16 protein-coding genes and 1 pseudogene are annotated in these 17,103 nt (G+C 72.3%); 4 read left to right on the top strand and 13 right to left on the bottom strand.

What is annotated here, in order from left to right; genetic code table 11:
- Nucleotides 1-37: 37 nt before the first annotated feature.
- Nucleotides 38-1,057 (bottom strand): ketol-acid reductoisomerase, encoded by a 1,020-nt coding sequence (gene ilvC / locus JNL41_RS03190; protein ID WP_293472824.1) that lies wholly within the window; start codon nt 1,055-1,057, stop codon nt 38-40.
- A gap of 125 nt (nt 1,058-1,182) precedes the next feature.
- Complete coding sequence (locus JNL41_RS03185; protein ID WP_293472823.1) at nt 1,183-1,686, bottom strand: GNAT family N-acetyltransferase; 504 nt, start codon at nt 1,684-1,686, stop codon at nt 1,183-1,185.
- Nucleotides 1,687-1,934: 248 nt separating this feature from the next.
- On the opposite strand from JNL41_RS03185, the gene arfB reads away from it, so the two are divergent.
- A complete protein-coding gene (arfB, locus tag JNL41_RS03180; protein ID WP_293472842.1) occupies nt 1,935-2,360 on the top strand; it encodes an alternative ribosome rescue aminoacyl-tRNA hydrolase ArfB in 426 nt (141 codons plus the stop codon).
- Nucleotides 2,361-2,536: 176 nt separating this feature from the next.
- Here arfB and JNL41_RS03175 read toward each other — a convergent pair whose 3' ends face one another.
- Complete coding sequence (locus tag JNL41_RS03175) at nt 2,537-2,713, bottom strand: DUF1508 domain-containing protein (RefSeq protein ID WP_293472822.1); 177 nt, start codon at nt 2,711-2,713, stop codon at nt 2,537-2,539.
- A gap of 107 nt (nt 2,714-2,820) precedes the next feature.
- Between JNL41_RS03175 and JNL41_RS03170 the strand changes: the two genes are divergently transcribed.
- Entirely contained in the window at nt 2,821-3,375 is a 555-nt protein-coding gene (locus JNL41_RS03170) for a hypothetical protein (protein ID WP_293472821.1), read from the top strand.
- A gap of 67 nt (nt 3,376-3,442) precedes the next feature.
- Here JNL41_RS03170 and clpB read toward each other — a convergent pair whose 3' ends face one another.
- The 8 genes and pseudogenes from clpB to JNL41_RS03130 form a co-directional block, all read right to left on the bottom strand.
- Nucleotides 3,443-6,028, bottom strand: a complete 2,586-nt coding sequence (gene clpB / locus JNL41_RS03165) for an ATP-dependent chaperone ClpB (RefSeq protein ID WP_293472820.1) — start codon at nt 6,026-6,028, stop codon at nt 3,443-3,445.
- A gap of 140 nt (nt 6,029-6,168) precedes the next feature.
- On the bottom strand, nt 6,169-8,088 hold the full coding sequence (locus JNL41_RS03160) for a prolyl oligopeptidase family serine peptidase (protein WP_293472819.1): 1,920 nt from the start codon (nt 8,086-8,088) through the stop codon (nt 6,169-6,171).
- Nucleotides 8,089-8,093: 5 nt separating this feature from the next.
- A complete protein-coding gene (locus JNL41_RS03155; RefSeq protein WP_293472818.1) occupies nt 8,094-10,007 on the bottom strand; it encodes a S9 family peptidase in 1,914 nt (637 codons plus the stop codon).
- A gap of 16 nt (nt 10,008-10,023) precedes the next feature.
- On the bottom strand, nt 10,024-11,994 hold the full coding sequence (locus JNL41_RS03150; RefSeq protein ID WP_293472817.1) for a S9 family peptidase: 1,971 nt from the start codon (nt 11,992-11,994) through the stop codon (nt 10,024-10,026).
- A 62-nt stretch (nt 11,995-12,056) separates the two neighbouring features.
- Entirely contained in the window at nt 12,057-12,488 is a 432-nt protein-coding gene (locus tag JNL41_RS03145) for a DUF1178 family protein (RefSeq protein ID WP_293472816.1), read from the bottom strand.
- Between the two features lie 12 nt (nt 12,489-12,500).
- Nucleotides 12,501-12,623 (bottom strand): annotated as a pseudogene (locus tag JNL41_RS03140) (carbon-nitrogen hydrolase family protein); the annotation flags it as partial.
- Between the two features lie 12 nt (nt 12,624-12,635).
- Complete coding sequence (gene grxC / locus JNL41_RS03135) at nt 12,636-12,896, bottom strand: glutaredoxin 3 (protein WP_293472815.1); 261 nt, start codon at nt 12,894-12,896, stop codon at nt 12,636-12,638.
- A 32-nt stretch (nt 12,897-12,928) separates the two neighbouring features.
- Entirely contained in the window at nt 12,929-13,627 is a 699-nt protein-coding gene (locus tag JNL41_RS03130) for a ComF family protein (RefSeq protein WP_293472841.1), read from the bottom strand.
- Nucleotides 13,628-13,702: 75 nt separating this feature from the next.
- Here JNL41_RS03130 and JNL41_RS03125 point away from each other — a divergent pair, with 75 nt between their 5' ends.
- Nucleotides 13,703-14,530 carry a methyltransferase domain-containing protein gene (locus JNL41_RS03125; protein ID WP_293472814.1) on the top strand — a complete coding sequence of 276 codons (828 nt, stop codon included), beginning with the start codon at nt 13,703-13,705 and terminating at the stop codon, nt 14,528-14,530.
- A gap of 106 nt (nt 14,531-14,636) precedes the next feature.
- On the top strand, nt 14,637-15,539 hold the full coding sequence (locus tag JNL41_RS03120) for a hypothetical protein (protein WP_293472813.1): 903 nt from the start codon (nt 14,637-14,639) through the stop codon (nt 15,537-15,539).
- 104 nt (nt 15,540-15,643) lie between these two features.
- On the opposite strand, the gene JNL41_RS03115 is transcribed toward JNL41_RS03120, so the two are convergent.
- Together JNL41_RS03115 and mutT are read right to left on the bottom strand one after the other, a co-directional pair.
- On the bottom strand, nt 15,644-16,645 hold the full coding sequence (locus tag JNL41_RS03115; protein WP_293472812.1) for a hypothetical protein: 1,002 nt from the start codon (nt 16,643-16,645) through the stop codon (nt 15,644-15,646).
- Nucleotides 16,645-17,049, bottom strand: coding sequence for an 8-oxo-dGTP diphosphatase MutT (gene mutT, locus JNL41_RS03110; protein ID WP_293472811.1), 405 nt, complete (start codon nt 17,047-17,049; stop codon nt 16,645-16,647). The genes JNL41_RS03115 and mutT overlap by 1 nt, the downstream gene beginning before the upstream one ends.
- Between the last annotated feature and the right edge of the window lie 54 nt (nt 17,050-17,103).

The following is a 17,103-nucleotide window of genomic DNA, read 5'->3' as shown; positions in this document are numbered from 1 at the left end:
AAGCTCCTGAATTCCTTATTTTTCCTGCAAGATCAAGTCAGTTGCGGGCGGTATCAACCAGCTTGTTCTTCGTGATCCAGGGCATCATGGCGCGCAGGCGCTGGCCGACTTCCTCGATCTGGTGCTCGGAGCCGCGGCGGCGCGTGGCCTTGAAGCTGGGGGCGCCGATGGCGTTCTCGGCCATGAAGTCGCGCACGAAGCGGCCCGACTGGATGTCCTCCAGCACCTTCTTCATCTCGGCCTTGGTGTCGGCCGTGACGATGCGCGGGCCGGTCACGTACTCGCCGTACTCGGCGGTGTTGGAGATCGAGTAGTTCATGTTGGCGATGCCGCCTTCGTAGATCAGGTCCACGATGAGCTTCACCTCGTGCAGGCACTCGAAGTAGGCCATCTCGGGGGCGTAGCCCGCCTCGACCAGGGTCTCGAAGCCGGCGCGGATCAGCTCCACGAGGCCGCCGCAGAGCACGGCCTGCTCGCCGAACAGGTCGGTCTCGCATTCCTCGCGGAAGTTGGTCTCGATGATGCCCGAGCGGCCGCCGCCGATGGCCGAGGCGTAGGCGAGGCCCAGGTCCATGGCGCCGCCGGTGGGGTTCTGGTGGATGGCGATCAGGCACGGCACGCCGCCGCCCTTCTGGTATTCGCCGCGCACCGTGTGGCCGGGGCCCTTGGGCGCCACCATCAGCACGTCGATGCCGGCGGCCGGCTCGATCAGGTTGAAGTGGACGTTCAGGCCGTGGGCGAACAGCAGGGCCGCGCCGTCGCGGATGTTGGGCGCGATCTCGGCGTTGTAGATGCCCCGTTGCAGTTCGTCGGGCGCCAGCACCATCAGCAGGTCCGCCCACTTGGCGGCGTCGGCCACGCTCATGACCTTCAGGCCGTCGGCTTCCACCTTCTTCGCCGTGGCCGAGCCCGGCTTCAGCGCGACCGCGACGTTCTTCACGCCGGAGTCCTTGAGGTTCAGCGCGTGCGCACGGCCCTGCGAGCCATAGCCTACGATGGCGATCTTCTTGTCCAGGATGCGGGAAATGTCGGCGTCGCGGTCGTAGTAGACGCGCATGATCGTTCTCCTAGAGGCGTGAAGACCGCCGCATCCGCGCAACGGCGGTGCAGCAAAGCCGGGGGTGTGAAGCGGTTTTTTGCCGGATGGTCAAGAGAGGGGCGCGCAAGAGGGCCTCCACGCGCTCAGGGCCGCAGCCGGGCCATGGCGAGCGAGTCCGCGTAGGCCCCGTCCCTCCAGGCGTAGTCGCGCAACAGGCCCTCGCGCTCGAAGCCGAAGCGTTCGTAGAGGGCGATGGCCCGCGCGTTGTCGGCGTAGACGTGGAGTTCCAGCCTGCGGACGTTCCACCAGCGGTCGGCCAGGTCGACGGCGGCGGCCATGAGCGCCGTGCCGACGCCGCGGCCGGCGAAGTCGTCATGCACCGCCATGCCGATCGAGGCGACGTGGCTGCGCCGATGCGCCGTCTCGCGGCGCAGGCCGATGCAACCCACCACCCGCCCGCCGGTCTCGGCCACGAGCTGGCGGGCGTTCGGATCGGTGACGTCGTAGCGGTGCTCGCGCAGGGCGACCGGGACGAACGGCGTCTGCAGCGTGCCCCAGACGGCGCGCGGCCGGCCGAGCACATCGGCGACCTGCGCCATGTCGGCGGGCTCGGCGGCGCGGACGGCGATGTCGGGCGGCTGGCTCATGGTCCTTCTCGCGGGTTGCGGGGGGACGGGGCCAGAAAAAAGCCCCGTCCGGATCCCGGCGGGGCTGGTGGTCGGTCGGTCTGCGGCTTGGTTTCGCTAGCGCACGACGTCCCTCACCGGCCCGCCGGAGGCGGTCGGCATCAGGAGTACGAGATTGGCGAAACAGCCGCGCATGGCGCCCTGCATAGCCTGCGCGGCCGCGAATGGCAAAGGCTGCGCCGCGCCGCGAACCGTGGCATCCGATGGGCATGATCGAGGTCACGCCTTCCATCGTGCTGGAGGACGACGAGGTGCAGGTGCGGGCCGTGCGCGCCTCGGGCCCCGGCGGCCAGCATGTGAACAAGGTCTCGACCGCCATCGAGCTGCGTTTCGACGTGCGCGGCTCGCGGAGCCTGACGCCCTATGTGGCGGCGCGGCTGGAGAAGCTGGCGGGATCGCGGCTGACGCTGGAGGGCGTGCTGGTGCTGGTCGCCCAGTCGAGCCGCTCGCAGGAGATGAACCGGCAGGAGGCGCTGGAGCGGCTCACGGAGCTCATCCGCAAGGCCGCCGAGCCGCCGCCCCCGCCGCGCAAGAAGACCCGGCCCACCTACGCCTCGAAGCTGCGCCGGCTGGAGGGCAAGTCCAAGCGCTCGGGCGTAAAGGCCATGCGCGGCAAGCCGCGCGGCGACGATTGAAGGGAGCCGGTCTGCTGCAGGGCCCGCCGCCCCGGCGGCGGGTTGGGGTGGAGGCGCGACCGCCGATCCGACGGCGGGCGCGCGAGGCGCCAGGCCTCCGCATCCCCGCCCTCACCGGCCTGCGCACGCCTCCATCCCCGGCGCTTCCTCCATCGGGGAGGAAGGGAGGCGCGAGCCTACTCCGCCTCGGTGACCTCGGCGCCGCCGACGTGCTTCTTGATGCTCTCGATCGCGTCCTTTGCGCCCGACTTGGAGGCGTAGCCCTCGGTCGCGAAGATGACTTCGGAGTTGTATTTGAACCGGACGCGGAACTCGCCGGCCTTGTCTTTGTAGATCTCGAACTTGTGGGCCATTCCCGTTTTTCTCCTCGATGAGACCCCCCGGCCTCGGGCCACGATAGGACGTCCCGTGTGACGGAGCTATGGAAAGGTTTCGCCGCCTTCGCCTATAAGATGGCGCCATGCTCCGCACCCACCTGCCCGGCCTCGTCGGGCTCGCCGCCCTGCTCTCCGCCTGCACCCCGACCCTCGGGCCGCCGCCGCCCGGGGGGCGCCCCGCGCCCCCGCCGCCGCCCCCGCCGATGAGCGGCTCGGCGCAGTTCAACGCCGGCGACTTCGCCTGGTCGCAGCGGCCGGGCGGCAACATCATCGCCGGCCGCGTCGCCTATGCCCAGGGCCGCACCCGCTACACCTGCGCCGGATCGTCCGTGGTGCTGACGCCCGAGACCGCGTGGTCGGCGCGCCGGATGGCGGCGCTCTACGGCTCGGCGGAACGGGCGGCGCTGCCCGCCGACGAGGTCCGCGCGCGCACCCCCGCCGCCCCGCCCGGAGACGCCGGCCCCTACGTGAAGCGCACCACCTGCGACGACGCCGACCAGTTCGCGTTCGGCGGCCTGGCCGACGGCGCCTGGTATGCGATCACCATCGTCCGGCCGGTCGGCGGACCGGGCGGCACGATGGCCCTGATGAAGCGGGTCGTGGTCCGCGGCGGCCGGACCGTGCCGCTGGCGCTGTAGGCGGCGGTCCCTCCCCCGCAGGGGGAGGTCCACGCGAAGCTCCCCCGGCGGGGGAGCAACCGGCGCGTCAATGCACCTTCGCCCGGCCGATCTCGAGGCCGTCGCCGCCCGCGTGGACGTCGATCACCGCCCCGTCGTCCAGGCCGCCTTCCAGCAGCTTGCGCGCGATCGGGTCGATCAGCTCCTTCTGGATCACCCGCTTCAGCGGCCGCGCGCCGTAGACCGGGTCGTAGCCGCGGTCGCCCAGCCAGTGCAGCGCGCCGTCGTCCAGCGCGAGCGACATGCGCCGGTCGGCCAGCAGCTTCTCGACCCGCTGGAGCTGGATCCTCACGATGCCGTCCATCTCGGCGCGGCCCAGCCGCTTGAAGAGGATGATCTCGTCGATCCGGTTCAGGAACTCGGGCCGGAAGTGGTGGCGCACCACGTCCATCACGCCGGGCCGCGCCTTCTCCACGTCGTCGCCGTCGGGGAGGCTCGCGAGGAACTCCGAGCCCAGGTTCGACGTCATGATGATGAGCGTGTTGCGGAAGTCGACCGTGCGGCCCTGGCCGTCCGTGAGGCGGCCGTCGTCCAGCACCTGGAGCAGCACGTTGAACACGTCGGGGTGCGCCTTCTCGACCTCGTCGAACAGGACCACCTGGTAGGGCCTGCGGCGCACGCTCTCGGTCAGCGCCCCGCCCTCGTCGTAGCCGACGTAGCCCGGAGGCGCGCCGATCATGCGGCTCACCGAATGCTTCTCCATGTACTCGCTCATGTCGAGGCGCGTGATCGCGTGCTCGTCCGAGAACATGAACTCGGCCAGCGCCTTGGTGAGCTCGGTCTTGCCCACGCCCGTCGGACCCAGGAACAGGAACGAGCCGATCGGCCGGTTCGGGTCCTGCAGGCCGGCGCGCGCGCGGCGCACCGCGTCGGAGACCGCCACGAGGGCTTCCTCCTGGCCGACGACGCGGCCGCGCAGGCCGTCTTCCATGCGCAGCAGCTTGTCGCGCTCGCCTTCGAGCATCTTCTCGACGGGCACGCCGGTCCAGCGCGACACGACGGCCGCGATCTGCTCCGCGTCGACCACGTCGGGCGTCATCGGCTCCTCGGCGTCCTCGGCGGCCTCGGCCTCCTCCAGGCTCTTCTCCAGCTCGGGGATCTCGCCGTAGGCGATCTCCGACGCCCGTTGCAGGTCGCCGCGCCGCTGCGCCGCCGACAGTTCGGCGCGCAGGCGGTCCAGCGCCTCGCGCGACTGCGCCGCGGACGAGACCTTCTCCTTTTCGGCCTTCCAGCGCGCGGTCATCTCGGCCGACTGGCCTTCGAGGTCGTCCAGCTCCTCTTCCAGCTTTTCGAGCCGGGCCCTGGAGGCGGCGTCCGTCTCCCGGGCCAGCGCCTCGCGCTCGATCTTGAGCTGCACGACGCGCCGGTCGATCTCGTCCAGCTCCTCGGGCTTGGAGTCGACCGCCATGCGCACGCGGCTCGCCGCCTCGTCGATGAGGTCGATCGCCTTGTCGGGCAGGAAGCGGTCGGTGATGTAGCGGTTCGACAGCGTGGCGGCGGCCACGATGGCGCTGTCGGAGATGCGCACGCGGTGGTGAACCTCGTACTTCTCCTTCAGGCCGCGCAGGATCGAGACGGTGTCCTCGACCGAGGGCTCCTCGACCATCACCGGCTGGAAGCGCCGCGCCAGCGCCGCGTCCTTCTCGACGTGCTTGCGGTACTCGTCGAGCGTGGTGGCGCCCACGCAGTGCAGTTCGCCCCGCGCCAGCGCCGGCTTCAGCAGGTTGGAGGCGTCCATCGCCCCGTCGCCCTTCCCGGCGCCGACGAGGGTGTGCATCTCGTCGATGAACAGGATGATCGAGCCTTCGGCGGCGGTGACCTCGTTCAGCACCGCCTTCAGCCGCTCCTCGAACTCGCCGCGGTACTTCGCGCCGGCGATCAGGGCGCCCATGTCGAGCGCCAGCAGCTTGCGGTCCTTCAGGCCCTCCGGCACGTCGCCGTTGACGATGCGCTGGGCCAGGCCCTCGACGACGGCGGTCTTGCCGACGCCGGGCTCGCCGATGAGGACGGGGTTGTTCTTGGTGCGGCGGCTCAGCACCTGGATCGTGCGGCGGATCTCCTCGTCGCGGCCGATCACCGGGTCGAGCTTGCCGTCGCGGGCCACCTGGGTCAGGTCGCGGGCATAGCGCTTCAGCGCGTCGTAGGCGTCCTCCGCCGACGACGAGTCGGCCGTGCGGCCCTTGCGGATCGCCGCGGCGGCGTCCTCCAGCTCCTTCGGCGTGACGCCGGCGGCCTTCAGGATGGTCGCGGCCTCGCCGCCCTCCTTGGCCAGCGCGATCAGCAGGCGCTCGGTGGTGACGAAGGCGTCGCCGGCCTTCTTCGCGCCGGCCTCGGCCTCGGCGAAGACGCGGGCCGTCTCGGGCTTCATGTAGAGCTGGCCCGAGCCGCCCTCGACGCGGGGCAGCCTGGCGATGGCCGCCTCGGCCGCCGTGTCGATCTCGTCGGGCCGGCCGCCCGCGCTCTGCATCAGGGCGCGGGAAAGTCCGTCACGCTCTTCGAGCAGGACCTTCAGGATGTGTTCGGGCGCCAGTTGCTGGTGGCGCCGGGCGAGCGCGAGGCTCTGGGCCGACTGGATCGCCTGCTTGGCGCGGTCGGAATAGATGTCGATGTTCATGTGTCCCCACGGATGGCGGATCGTCCCCGGCCGCCTCGGATGAGCACGGCCTGCGGACCCTCCCGATGTAGTGTGGCATTGAGGTCACACAACCCCCGGCAGACCGCGATTTCACCACGATCAACGCACCCGCGCGGGCGTCAGTTCGGCGGGTTGTGCTTTTCGACGAAGGCCATGGTGGCGGTGAGCGTCTGAAGGCGGGCCGCCGCGCGCGTGAGGCCCTTGGCGCCCTCTTGCTGCACCAGCAACTCGACCGGCTTCCCGGCCTTGCGCAGGGCCGCCGCCATAGTCTCTCCCGCCTCCAGCGCCGACGCCGGCGCATCCAGCTCATGGATGAGGAGGACCGGCGCCTGCACCGACGCCGCCTGGCTGACCGGCGAATACTGCACGAGGCGCGGATCGTCGGGGCCGTCCACGCCCAGGCGCCGGCGCGCGCCGGCCTGCACGGCCTCGGACAACGGTCGCGACGACCTGGGCCAGCGCAGCTCGAAGAGGCCGTCGATGGCCACCGCGCAGCGATAGGTCGTCGGCTCCAGGGCGACGCCCGCCAGCGCCGCATAGCCGCCGTAGGCCCGGCCGACGATGCAGACCCGCCTGGGGTCGATGAGGCCGCTGCCGGCAAGCGACTGAACGGCGTCCGAGAGGTCGGACTGCATCCGGCGGCCGATCTGCCCGTCGCCCGCCCTTTCCAGCGCCTCGCCGAGCCCGCCGGACCCCCGGAAGTTCAGTTGCAGCACGGCGTAGCCGCGCGAGGCCATGCCCTGAGCGAACCAGTAGAACTCGGGCGTGTCGCGCCCGGCGGCCTCATCGTGCGGCAGGACGATGAGGGGCAGCCCGCGCGCCTGCGGCGCGCCCGGCGGGCGCGTGAGGTATCCCGCGAGCTCGAGCCCGTCGGACGCCTTGACGCGAACCCGGCTGAGAACGCCCACGTCGGCGTCGGTCAGACCGCGATGCTCGGGCCCGATCCAGTCGGCGCGTTTCGCGACGGAGTCGTAGATCACGAAGGCGGGGGCCCGGCCGGGCGTGTCGATCAGCGCCGCTACGAACCGCCTGTCGTCGGACCAGGAGTCGACGCGGGTGAAGAGCGAGGGATAGGCCGCCTTCAGCCCATGCATGACGGCGGCGTCGGCGGGATCGAAGTAGACGACGTCGTAGGCGTCGCCGTCCCAGCCCGCGTGACCGAGGAGCCGTCCGCTCTGCGGATCGATGGCCGCCCGGTGGTGCGCCGGCGCCGCGATGGTCCGGACGGCGCCGCCGTCGAGCGGAGCCTCGCGCCAGTTGCGCGTCCCATCGGCCCGCTCCTCGACGTAGACGACCGAGGCCCCGTCGCGGCCCAGCGCGAGCAGAGCGGCGCCCTCGCGGTCGTCGCCATCCGCCGAGTAGAGCCGGCGCCACGCGTCGCCCGCCCGGACCTCGATGCTCACGCGCCGGGTCTTCTGGTCGGCCATCTGCCGGGCGACGATCCGGCCCTGGCCATCGACCAGCCAGCGCACGCTGTCGGCGACCGCGGGCTGGACGACATCGGCCTTCCCCGTCGAAAGGTCGACGCGGTAGACCGCGGCGCGCGCCAGGCCTTCGACCGGCTGAAGGCCTTCGATGAAAACCGTGGGACGCCCGTCGATCGTTCGCACCATCGGCGCACGCAGGACGTGGCTGAGGCCCGCCGCAGCGTCGCCCAGCAGCGGTCGGAGCCTCTGGCCTGCGACGTCGAACACCTGCACGCGCCGCCAGTCCTGGGCGCCGCCGCCGAGCCGCGGCGAATCGAACCTCACCGCCGTGGTGATCAGCAGGTGGCCCTCGCCGGCCCAGCGGACGGCCTGGACCGGAATGTCTCCGAAGGCGGCGCGGGCAATGAAGGTCCTCGTGGCCAGGTCCTGGACGGCGACGCTGCGCTGTTCACCATCCGTGACCACCACCGCGAGCCGTCCGCCGCCGGGCGAGACGGTGACCGCCTCGATCGTCGGGAGGCGGCCATAGGCCTCCAGCGGCGCCGAGATCGCCGGCGCCGCGCAGAGCGCCGCGACCAGCAGGAGGAGCAGTGCGCGAAGGCTTCGGGTCATCGGCGTCAGTTCGGCGGGTTGTGCTTTTCGACGAAGGCCATGGTGGCGGTGAGCATCTCCAGGCGGGTGTCGCCGCGGGAGAGCCAGTGGTCTGCGCCTTTCTGCACGACCAGTTCGACGGGCTTGCCGGCCTTGCGCAGCGCATCGGCCATGATGCGGCTCTGTTCGAGCGGCACCACGGTGTCGTCCTTGCCGTGGATCAGCAGGATCGGGGCGTCGGCCTTGCCGGCCAGGGCGGCCGGGGAGTAGCGGGGCAGGACGTCCTCCTCGCCGGTGTCGGCGCCCATGAACCGGTTCCAGTAGCGCCCCGTGCTCGCGCCGCCGCGCGACCGTGACCACGCCACCTGCCGCTTCAGGTCGGCCACGCCCGCCACCGAGACCGCGCAGCGATAGACGCCGGTGTCGATCGTGGCGCCCGCCAGCGCGGCATAGCCGCCGTAGCTCGCGCCCACGATGCAGACGCGCCTGGGGTCGACCACGCCCTGGCCGGCGAGGTGGCGCACGCCGTCCGAGAGGTCGGTCTGCATCTTGCGCCCCCACTCGCCGAAGCCCGCTTCGAGCAGGCGGGGGCCCAGCCCCTCCGAACCGCGGAAGTTGACCTGCAACACCGCGTAGCCCCGCGACGCCATCGCCTGGGCCCACCAGTCGAACCCCGGCGTGTCGCGCGACGCGGGGCCGCCGTGCGGAAAGACGATGAGGGGCAGGTTCTTCGCCGGCCTGCCCCGGGGCAGGGTGAGGTAGCCGCTCAGGCTGAGGCCGTCCGCCGCCTTGAACGTCACCGGTTCGCGCGGGGCCAGGTCGTCGGGCGTGAGTTCGAAGTACTGAGCGCCCAGCCACTCGGCCTTGCGCTGGGCCAGGTCGATGACGGCGTAGCGCGGCGCTTCGGTCCCGGACTCCACCCGCACGACGATCCTGCGCCGGTCCGTCGACCACGACTCGAGGTTCACGCGCTCGTCCCCGTAGGCGGCGACGATGTCCTGCCACGCCCTGGCGTCGGCCGCGTCGTAGAAGGTGTAGCGGTCCTCGTTCCCGGCCAGCGCGTAGTAGCCGATCATCCGGCCGTCGAGCGCCGCACGGATCGGGCTCGCACTGTCGAGCGTGCCGATGGCCGTGGCCGACGGCGACCCGTCCGCCCCGATCTCGCGCCAGACCCAGCGCCGGTCGTCGCCGCGCTGGCCGTAGATCACCGAGGCGCCGTCGCGGCCGAGACCGACCATGACCGGCCGGTCGATCTTCGCCGTCGCCGCGGCGGCCTGGCGCCAGCCGCCCGGCGTGTGGACCTTGAGCGCCCACTCGCCGGAGCCGGGATTGTAGGTCTCCTCCGCCAGAACCTGGCCCTGGGAGTCGACGGTCCAGTCCACGGTGTCCGCCGTGCCCTCCGCGACCAGCCGGTCGCCGCCGGTCGCCAGGTCGATGCGGAACAGCGAGAGGTGTCCGCGGCCGCCCGAGAAGATGACGCCCTGCACGAAGACGGCGGGCTCGCCCTTGTAGTTCCGCACGATCGGAAGATCGAAGATCGTGGCCATGTCCGCCTTCTGCGAGCGGCGCATCATCGGCGTCAGCTTCTTCGTCGCCAGGTCGATCGTGCTGCCGAACAACCACTCCCGGAACCCGTCCTGCAGGTCGAAGGAGTTGAGCGTCGCCGACGCGACGACGACCAGATGCCTGTCGCCGGCCCACTGCACGCTGCGGATCTTGTTGTCGCCGAGCAGGCCGCGAAGGGTGACCGCGCCCGAGGCCAGGTCCTTCACCACCACCGTGCGCTGCTCGCCGTCGGTGACCACGACGGCGACGGCGTGGCCGCTGGGCGAGATCGTCGCCTGCTCGATCGAGGGCAGCTTGCCGTAGGCCGCCAGCGGCGCGGCGGCGGCGGGCACGGCCAGGGCCAGGAGAAGAACGGCGGCGAGCAGGGTCTTCACGGGCGGCGCTCCTGCGTCAGTTCGGCGGGTTGTGCTTCTCGACGAAGGCCATGGTGGCGGTAAGCATCTCCAGGCGGCTGTCGCCGCGGGAGAGCCAGTGGTCCTCGCCCTTCTGGACGACCAGCTCCACCGGCTTGCCCGCCTTCTCCAGGGCGTCGGCCATGATCCGGCTCTGCTCCAGCGGCACGACGGTGTCGTCGCGCCCGTGGACCAGCAGCACCGGACCGCTGGCGCGCCCGGCGTGGGCGGCCGGCGAGATCTCGGTGAGCGCCGGGTCGCGGCGCTCTTCGGCGCCCATGAACCGGGTCCAGTAGCGCTGGGCGCCGACGCCGTTCTTGGCGCGCGACCATTCGACGAAGCGGCGCAGGTCCGACAGCCCCGCCACCGAGGCCGCGCAGCGATAGACACCGGGGTCGAGCGTGGCGCCCGCCAGCGCGGCATAGCCGCCGTAGCTCGCGCCCACGATGCAGACCCGCTTCGGATCGACCACGCCCTGGCCGGCGAGGTGGCGCACGCCGTCCGAGAGGTCGGTCTGCATCTTGCGGCCCCATTCGCCGAAGCCCGCCTGCGTGAACGCCCAGCCGAAGCCGTCCGACCCGCGGAAGTTCACCTGCAACACGGCGTAGCCGCGCGACGCGATCGCCTGCGCCCACCAGTCGAACCCGGGCGTGTCGCGCGAGGCCGGCCCGCCGTGGGCCAGCACCACCAGGGGCAGGTTCTTCGGGTCCCGGCCCCGCGGCAGGGTCAGGTAGCCGCCGAGGTCGAGCCCGTCCCCGGCCTTGAAGCGGACCGGCTGCGACGCGGCGACGTCCTCGGGCAGCACGTTCTGATAGCGGGCCCCCAGCCACTGGGCCTTGCGCGTCGCGAGGTCGACCAGCGCATAGCCCGGTCCCTCGACCGCGGAGTCGGCCATGACGACGATCTTCTGCCGGTCGCTCGTCCACGACTCCAGCCGCACGCGCTCGCCCTTGAACGCCGCCCTCACCGCATTCCACACCTTCTGGTCCCTGGGATCGAAGAAGGTGTATCGGTCCTCGTCGCCGACCAGCGCATAGACGCCGATCATGCGGTGCGTGTCGGGATCGAAGATCGCGCCGTCGGCGTCCTTCACCGGCAGCGGATCGCCCAGGACGCCCTCCGGCGAGACCTCGCGGATCACGTAGCCGTTGTCGGCCATCTCGGCGAGCACCACCGACTGGCCGTCGCGTCCGAGGCCCACGATGAACGGCCGCTCGGACTTCGCCTGCACGACCCGCGCCTCGTTCCAGGCCCCGCCGGGGCGGCGCAGCTTCAGCGACCAGCGGCCGCTCTGCGTGTCGTAGTCCGACTTGGCGACCGGCGTCCCGTCGCCCCCCAGCAGGATCTCGTTGGTGTCGGCGTAACCCACCTCGACCACCTTCTGCGCGCCGGTCCGCGGATCGGCGCGGATCTTGGTGAGGACGCCCGAGTTCTCCGCGAAGGCGATGCCCGTGAGGAACAGGACCGGCTTGCCGTCGATGGTGCGCACCTCGGGAGGCCCGGCCAGCACCGGCAGCGAGGCCCAGATCCGATTGCTCGCGGTGTCGCGGAAGTGGGTGCCGGTCGCGGCGCGCGACGGCGACTCGGCCAGGAGCTGCACCAGCTTCTGGCTCTTCAGGTCCAGCGAGAACGCCAGCGAGTGCTCGCGCCGCGGGCCGGAGAGATACATGATCGCGCCGGTCTGGGACGTGGTGATGACCAGGTAGTCCGATCCCACCCAGTCGAGGTCGCGGACCTTGGCCTCGCCGACGCCGTAGGTCTTGACGGGGCCGCCGTCGAGCGGCTGGACCGCGAGGCTGATCTGGCGTCCGTCCGACACGATCATCGCCAGCTTCGACCCGTCCGGCGAGATGTCGACCGACTCGATCGACGGCAGGCCGCCGTAGGCCGACAACGGCGCGGCCGTCGCCGCAGGCGGCCAGGCGCAGACCGCCAGCACGGCCGCCAGGAGTACGCGCAACACGCTCATGATCGGGTCCCCACCCTTCGCAATCGGAGATTGCCGCGGGGGCGGGCGCACCGCAAGCGGCGCTAGTTGAGCTCGGTCTTGGCGGGCGCTTCGGGCGGGAGGGGCGCGACGGGAACCCCGTCCTCGATGAGGTCGCGGACCTCCTTCGGCGAGGCCTGGCCGTAGATGCCGCGGTCCTCGGCGCGGCCTTCGTGGATGGCGCGGGCCTCGCTGGCGAAGGCGTCGCCGACGTCGTCGAAGTTCTCCTCGACGTGGGCGCGGATGCGGCCGGCGGCCTCCATCATCATCGCCTGCATCTTCGCGGGGCCCGGATCGCGCAGGGTGCGCTTCGTGCCGGCGACGGCGGGCGCCATGATCTGCTTGCGCACGGCCCTGGAGTCGCAGACCGGACATTCGAGCAGGCCGCGCGCCTGCTGGTCGTCGTAGTCGCCGGACGAGCCGAACCAGCCCTCGAACTCGTGGTCATCGTCGCAGATGAGGGCGTAGCGGATCATCGGAGATGGGGCTCAGGGACCTGAAAACGCTCGCGCATTGGCCAGGGCGGGGATCGCGGCGCGGGTCTTGGCCGCCGCCGCGGGGTGGAGGTCGGCCAGAAGCACGCCCGGTTCGCCGCGGTCAAGCTCGGCGATCGCCGCGCCCGATCAGGCGGCGTTCAGGAGGGGGTCGAGCTCGCCGGCGCGTTCCAGGGCCATCATGTCGTCGCAGCCGCCGATGTGCCGGTCGCCGATGAAGATCTGCGGGAACGTGGCGCGGCCGTGGGCGCGCTGGATCATCTCCTGGCGCTTCTCGGGATCGAAGGCGGCTTCGATCTGCGTGAACGCCACGCCCTTCTGCTCCAGGAGGTCGAGCGCGCGGATGCAGTAGGGGCAATACGGCTTTGTGTAGATCGTGACCTGGCTCATGGCGTCCTGGGTAATCCGACAGCGTTGCGAAGTCATATAGTGAGTCCCTGCGGCGCCTGGACCCGCGCCACCACGGCCAGATCGACGCGGGCGGCGCCGGCGGCCTTCAGCGCCCGCGCACAGCCCTCCGCGGTGGCGCCCGTGGTCAACACGTCATCGACCAGGAGGATGCGCAGGCCTTCCACCTGCCGGCGGCGCGACGCGGGCACGTCGAACGCGGCGGCGACGTTGCGCCGGCGGCCCGAGCCCGACTTCCCGGCCTGGGTGTCGGTCCGCCGCCGGCGCACCAGCGCGTCGGGCAGGTAGGGCGTCCCGGTCAGCCTCGCGAGCGGCCGGGCGATCTCGGCGGCCTGGTTGTGGCGCCGCGCGACCAGCCGCATCGGGTGCAGCGGCACGGGCGCGATGGCGTCCGCCGCGTCGATCAGGTCGCGCGCCGTGCGGCTGAGCCAGCGGGCGAACATCGGCGCGAGGTCCAGCCGGTCGGCGTGCTTGAGCTGCAGGATCGGATCGCGCGAGGTCTCGTCGTAGAGGCAAGCCGCGCGGGCCGCATCGAACGCCCGCGGCCTGGCCAGGCAGGCCGCGCAGCGCACGCCCGGATCGAACTCGAACGGCGCCCCGCAACCGTCGCAGACCGGCCCGTCGAGGAAGCGGATGCGGCTCCAGCGGTCGGCGGTGAATCCGCCCGCCAGCGGCCGTGGGCCGCCGTCCAGCGCCTGCGGCGGGAACAGCATGTCGAGCGCGCCGCGCCACGCCGCCTGCACGCGGGGCTTCCAAGTCTCGGCGAAATCGTCTCTTTCCGGCTCCAAATGGCCGCCCCGCCCAAACTGTTCGACCGAAACCTGCACCGGAAGCGCCTGGACCGCGCGGCCCCGGGCTTCGCGAACGCCGATTTCCTCCAGCGCCGGGCCGCCATCGACGTGGCCGGGCGCCTGGCGCCCATCATGAAGTCCTTCCCGCTGGCCGTCGACCTCTCGGCGCGCGCCGGCGCCTTCGCCGAGGCCCTCGCGGAGGAGGCGCCCGGCAAGGTCGGCGTGCTGATGGAGGCCGATCTCTCGCACCGCATGCTGGCGGGCCGCCCGGGCCTGCGCCTCGTCGCCGACGACGAGCGCCTGCCCTTCGCCGACGCGAGCCTGGACCTGATCGTTTCGACGCTGGGCCTGCACTGGACCAACGACGTGGTCGGCGCGCTGATCCAGGCCCGCCGCGCGCTGAAGCCCGAGGGCCTCTTCATCGGCGCCTTCCTGGGCGGCGTGACGCTGACGGAACTGCGCCAGTCCCTCGTCGCCGCCGAGGCCGAGATCCTGGGGGGCGCCGGCAGCCGCGTCTCGCCCTTCGCCGACGCCCGGGACGCCGCGAGCCTGCTTCAGCGCGCCGGCTTCCAGCAGCCGGTCGCCGACATCGACACCGTGACGGTGACCTACGAACACCCCCTGAAGCTGCTCGCGGACCTCCGCCAGATGGGCGAGACCAGCGTGCTGGCCGAACGCCACCCGAAGCCGCTGACGCGGCGCCTGCTGGCCCGCGCCTTCGAACTCTACGCCGAGCGCTTCGGAACCCCCGACGGGCGCATCCCCGCGACGTTCGAGATCCTCACCATCACCGGCTGGGCGCCGGGGCCGCCCACGTCCCGGTAACACTCCGCTAACCACGTCGCCGCGACAGTCCGCCACGGCGCAGGCCGGGTCGTTCGCGGCCAGGCTCGCGCCACTTGGGGGGCGGTTCGTCGGGGGAGTATTCGACGTGCGCCCAAGCTTGTCCCGCGGCCTTTCGGCTGCGCTCATCGTCATCACGCTCGCCGGCTGCGCCACGCGTTCGGCCCCGCCGCAGCGCCAGGCACAGCGCCCGTCGCCGCCCGGTGGCGGCTATGTGGACGTCGGCCTCGCCGGCCAGGCCAGCGCCTTCGAGGCCTACACGCGCCGCGCAGCCGCCATCGACCCGTCGTTCGCCGACCCGGCCGAAATCGGCCAGCGGCTGCGCACCGCCGCCGGCTACGAGCCCCGGCAGCTCGAGGCCGGCATGATCGCCTACGCCGCGCTGGCGGCCATGCAGGAACCCGGCTTCGTCGCCGCCGTGCGCGCGAACCGCGACGTGGCCCGTCGCGTGGCCGCCGACCCGAACGCGGCGCTGGGCCTGCCCGGCGCGACCGCCGCGGCAGCCCGCGCCAACGCCGCGCTGGCCCGCCGCGGCGAGGCCCTGGCCGCGGCCGGCCAGCGGGTGCGCAAGGCCTCCTACAGCGTCCAGCACCAGGCGTGGTCGCGCGCCCGGATCTCCGGCCCCGCGGCCGCCGAGCGGCTGGCGGCGGTGAAGCAGGCGGCCGGCTACCGCGCCGATCCCGCCGACCGCGCGCGCCTCTCCGCCGCCATCGCCGAGGGTGGGCGCCGTGGCGGCGCGAGCCCGGTGGTGGCCCGCGGCGTCGCGGTGGCGGCGCTGACCGTGCTGGGCCAGGACGGCGCGGCGCGGTCGCTGATGCAGGAGCCCCGGAGCGGCCAGTGCCTGCGGATCGCCAAGCTCAACTACCACCAGTGCCTCGCCGCCGCCGGCACGCACTACGAGGACATCTACTGCCTGGGCCTCCACGCCATGGCCGACCCCGGCCGGTGCGTGGTCGAGGCGACGCGGCCGGCGCGGCGGGCGGGGTTGTAGTCTCATCTGAACGTCATGGCCGGGCTTGTCCCGGTCACCCATGAACACCGAGCGGGCCAGAGTTCGCAGCGGCGCCCGCCTCACCTCGCCTGGCGGCGCCGTGGTCAGTCGCGCCAGACGGCGACCTTGCCCTTGGCGCCGGCGGCGACGCAGGTCCCGGCGCGGCAGGCGATGGCGTGGAAGGCGTCGTGGTCGACCTGCTTCCAGGTCTCGCCGTCGTCGCGGCTGACCGACGTGCCGCGCGGGCCGACGGCGATCAGGGTCCTGGCGTTCAGGCGGCCGACGCCTTCCAGCAGGCGCGGCGTTCCCTCGTGCGGCGGCGTGAAGAGGCCGAACGCCTCGGCGATGACGATGCCGTCGCCGGCGGCCAGCTCGTTCTTGTAGTCGCCGCCGACCACCACGGCGCGGTCCTTGCCCAGCGCCAGGCCACCGAACAGGCCGGCCGTGGCGGAGGCCGGCAGGATGGCGTCGAAGATGTCCCACTGCCCGCCGTCGTCGCGGGAGTGGAAGATGCGCGCGGTCTTCAGGCCACCGGAGACGATCCATATCTCGGCGCGCGGCCCGAGGAACAGCGCCGCGTTGCTGGCCGCGAAGGCCGCCTCGCCCGGTTCGACCGGCGGCCCGGGCCTGCGCACCCAGGTCTTGCCGCCATCGGTGGTGCGCAGCAGGAACCAGCGCCCGTCGACCGGATCGCCCAGCACGAGCCCGTTCCGGGTGTCGCGGAAGGCGACGGCGTCGAGGAAGCTGCCGGGCAGCTTGGTCTCGAACGCCAGGGTCCAGGACGCGCCGGCGTCGGCGCTGCGGTAGATCCGCGCCTGACCCGCCGCGCCGTCGCCGGCGCTGGTCACGACCAGCGTCTTGCCGTCCAGGGCCGCCAGCCCACGGAAGTCGAGCGCCTCGCCGCCGGCCACGGCCGCCAGCCGCCATGTCGCGCCGCCGTCGTCGGTGACGCCGAGCGTCCCCTTCGAACCCGAGACGCGGAAGGCCCGCGGCCCGGCCACCGCCACGGCGCGGAGGGTGGCGTCCTTCGGCAGGTCGATGTGCCGCCACGCCGCGTGCGCCGGCGTCGCGGCCAGCGCGGCGGCAAGCAGCACGCCGCGCAGCATCAGATCAGGTCCCTGAGCCAGGCGACCAGCGGGGGGTCGGCGGGCGGCATGGGGTAAGCGTCCATGTCGTTGGGGCGCACCCAGGCCAGGGCCTTGTGCTCGAGCGCCCGCACCGCGCCCTCCCAGCGCCGGATCAGGTAGAGCGGCATCAGCAGGTGGAAGGCCTCGTACTCGTGGCTGGCGAACACGAAGGGCGCCAGGCACGCCTTCGTCACCGTGATCCCGAGTTCCTCGTTCAGCTCGCGGATCAGGCAGGCCTCGGGCGTCTCGCCCGGCTCGACCTTGCCGCCCGGAAATTCCCAGAGCCCGGCCAGTTGCTTGCCCTCGGGCCGCTGGCACAGCAGGACACGCCCATCGGTATCCACAAGGGCGGCCGCGGCCACGAGAACCATCGGTCTGGTCATGTGGGCTTCCTTGGCCGCGACCGCCCGCAAAGGCAACTCGCCAACCGCGCCGAC

It is taken from the genome of Phenylobacterium sp., assembly GCF_016793285.1.
Taxonomy (GTDB): Bacteria; Pseudomonadota; Alphaproteobacteria; order Caulobacterales; family Caulobacteraceae; genus Phenylobacterium.
The sequence above is the reverse complement of the archived record's forward strand: the minus strand, read 5'-3'. Positions and strand labels throughout refer to the sequence as shown.

What these genes read in the sequence shown, in the direction of transcription:
- JNL41_RS03170 (WP_293472821.1), top strand. Translation starts at nt 2,821, where the DNA reads ATGCTCCGCACCCACCTGCCCGGCCTCGTCGGGCTCGCCGCCCTGCTC.
- JNL41_RS03130 (WP_293472841.1), bottom strand. Translation starts at nt 13,627, where the DNA reads ATGCTGTTCCCGCCGCAGGCGCTGGACGGCGGCCCACGGCCGCTGGCG.
- ilvC (WP_293472824.1), bottom strand. Translation starts at nt 1,057, where the DNA reads ATGCGCGTCTACTACGACCGCGACGCCGACATTTCCCGCATCCTGGAC.
- JNL41_RS03115 (WP_293472812.1), bottom strand. Translation starts at nt 16,645, where the DNA reads ATGCTGCGCGGCGTGCTGCTTGCCGCCGCGCTGGCCGCGACGCCGGCG.
- JNL41_RS03125 (WP_293472814.1), top strand. Translation starts at nt 13,703, where the DNA reads ATGGCCGCCCCGCCCAAACTGTTCGACCGAAACCTGCACCGGAAGCGC.
- grxC (WP_293472815.1), bottom strand. Translation starts at nt 12,896, where the DNA reads ATGAGCCAGGTCACGATCTACACAAAGCCGTATTGCCCCTACTGCATC.
- mutT (WP_293472811.1), bottom strand. Translation starts at nt 17,049, where the DNA reads ATGACCAGACCGATGGTTCTCGTGGCCGCGGCCGCCCTTGTGGATACC.
- JNL41_RS03150 (WP_293472817.1), bottom strand. Translation starts at nt 11,994, where the DNA reads ATGAGCGTGTTGCGCGTACTCCTGGCGGCCGTGCTGGCGGTCTGCGCC.
- clpB (WP_293472820.1), bottom strand. Translation starts at nt 6,028, where the DNA reads ATGAACATCGACATCTATTCCGACCGCGCCAAGCAGGCGATCCAGTCG.
- JNL41_RS03160 (WP_293472819.1), bottom strand. Translation starts at nt 8,088, where the DNA reads ATGACCCGAAGCCTTCGCGCACTGCTCCTCCTGCTGGTCGCGGCGCTC.
- JNL41_RS03185 (WP_293472823.1), bottom strand. Translation starts at nt 1,686, where the DNA reads ATGAGCCAGCCGCCCGACATCGCCGTCCGCGCCGCCGAGCCCGCCGAC.
- JNL41_RS03175 (WP_293472822.1), bottom strand. Translation starts at nt 2,713, where the DNA reads ATGGCCCACAAGTTCGAGATCTACAAAGACAAGGCCGGCGAGTTCCGC.
- arfB (WP_293472842.1), top strand. Translation starts at nt 1,935, where the DNA reads ATGATCGAGGTCACGCCTTCCATCGTGCTGGAGGACGACGAGGTGCAG.
- JNL41_RS03145 (WP_293472816.1), bottom strand. Translation starts at nt 12,488, where the DNA reads ATGATCCGCTACGCCCTCATCTGCGACGATGACCACGAGTTCGAGGGC.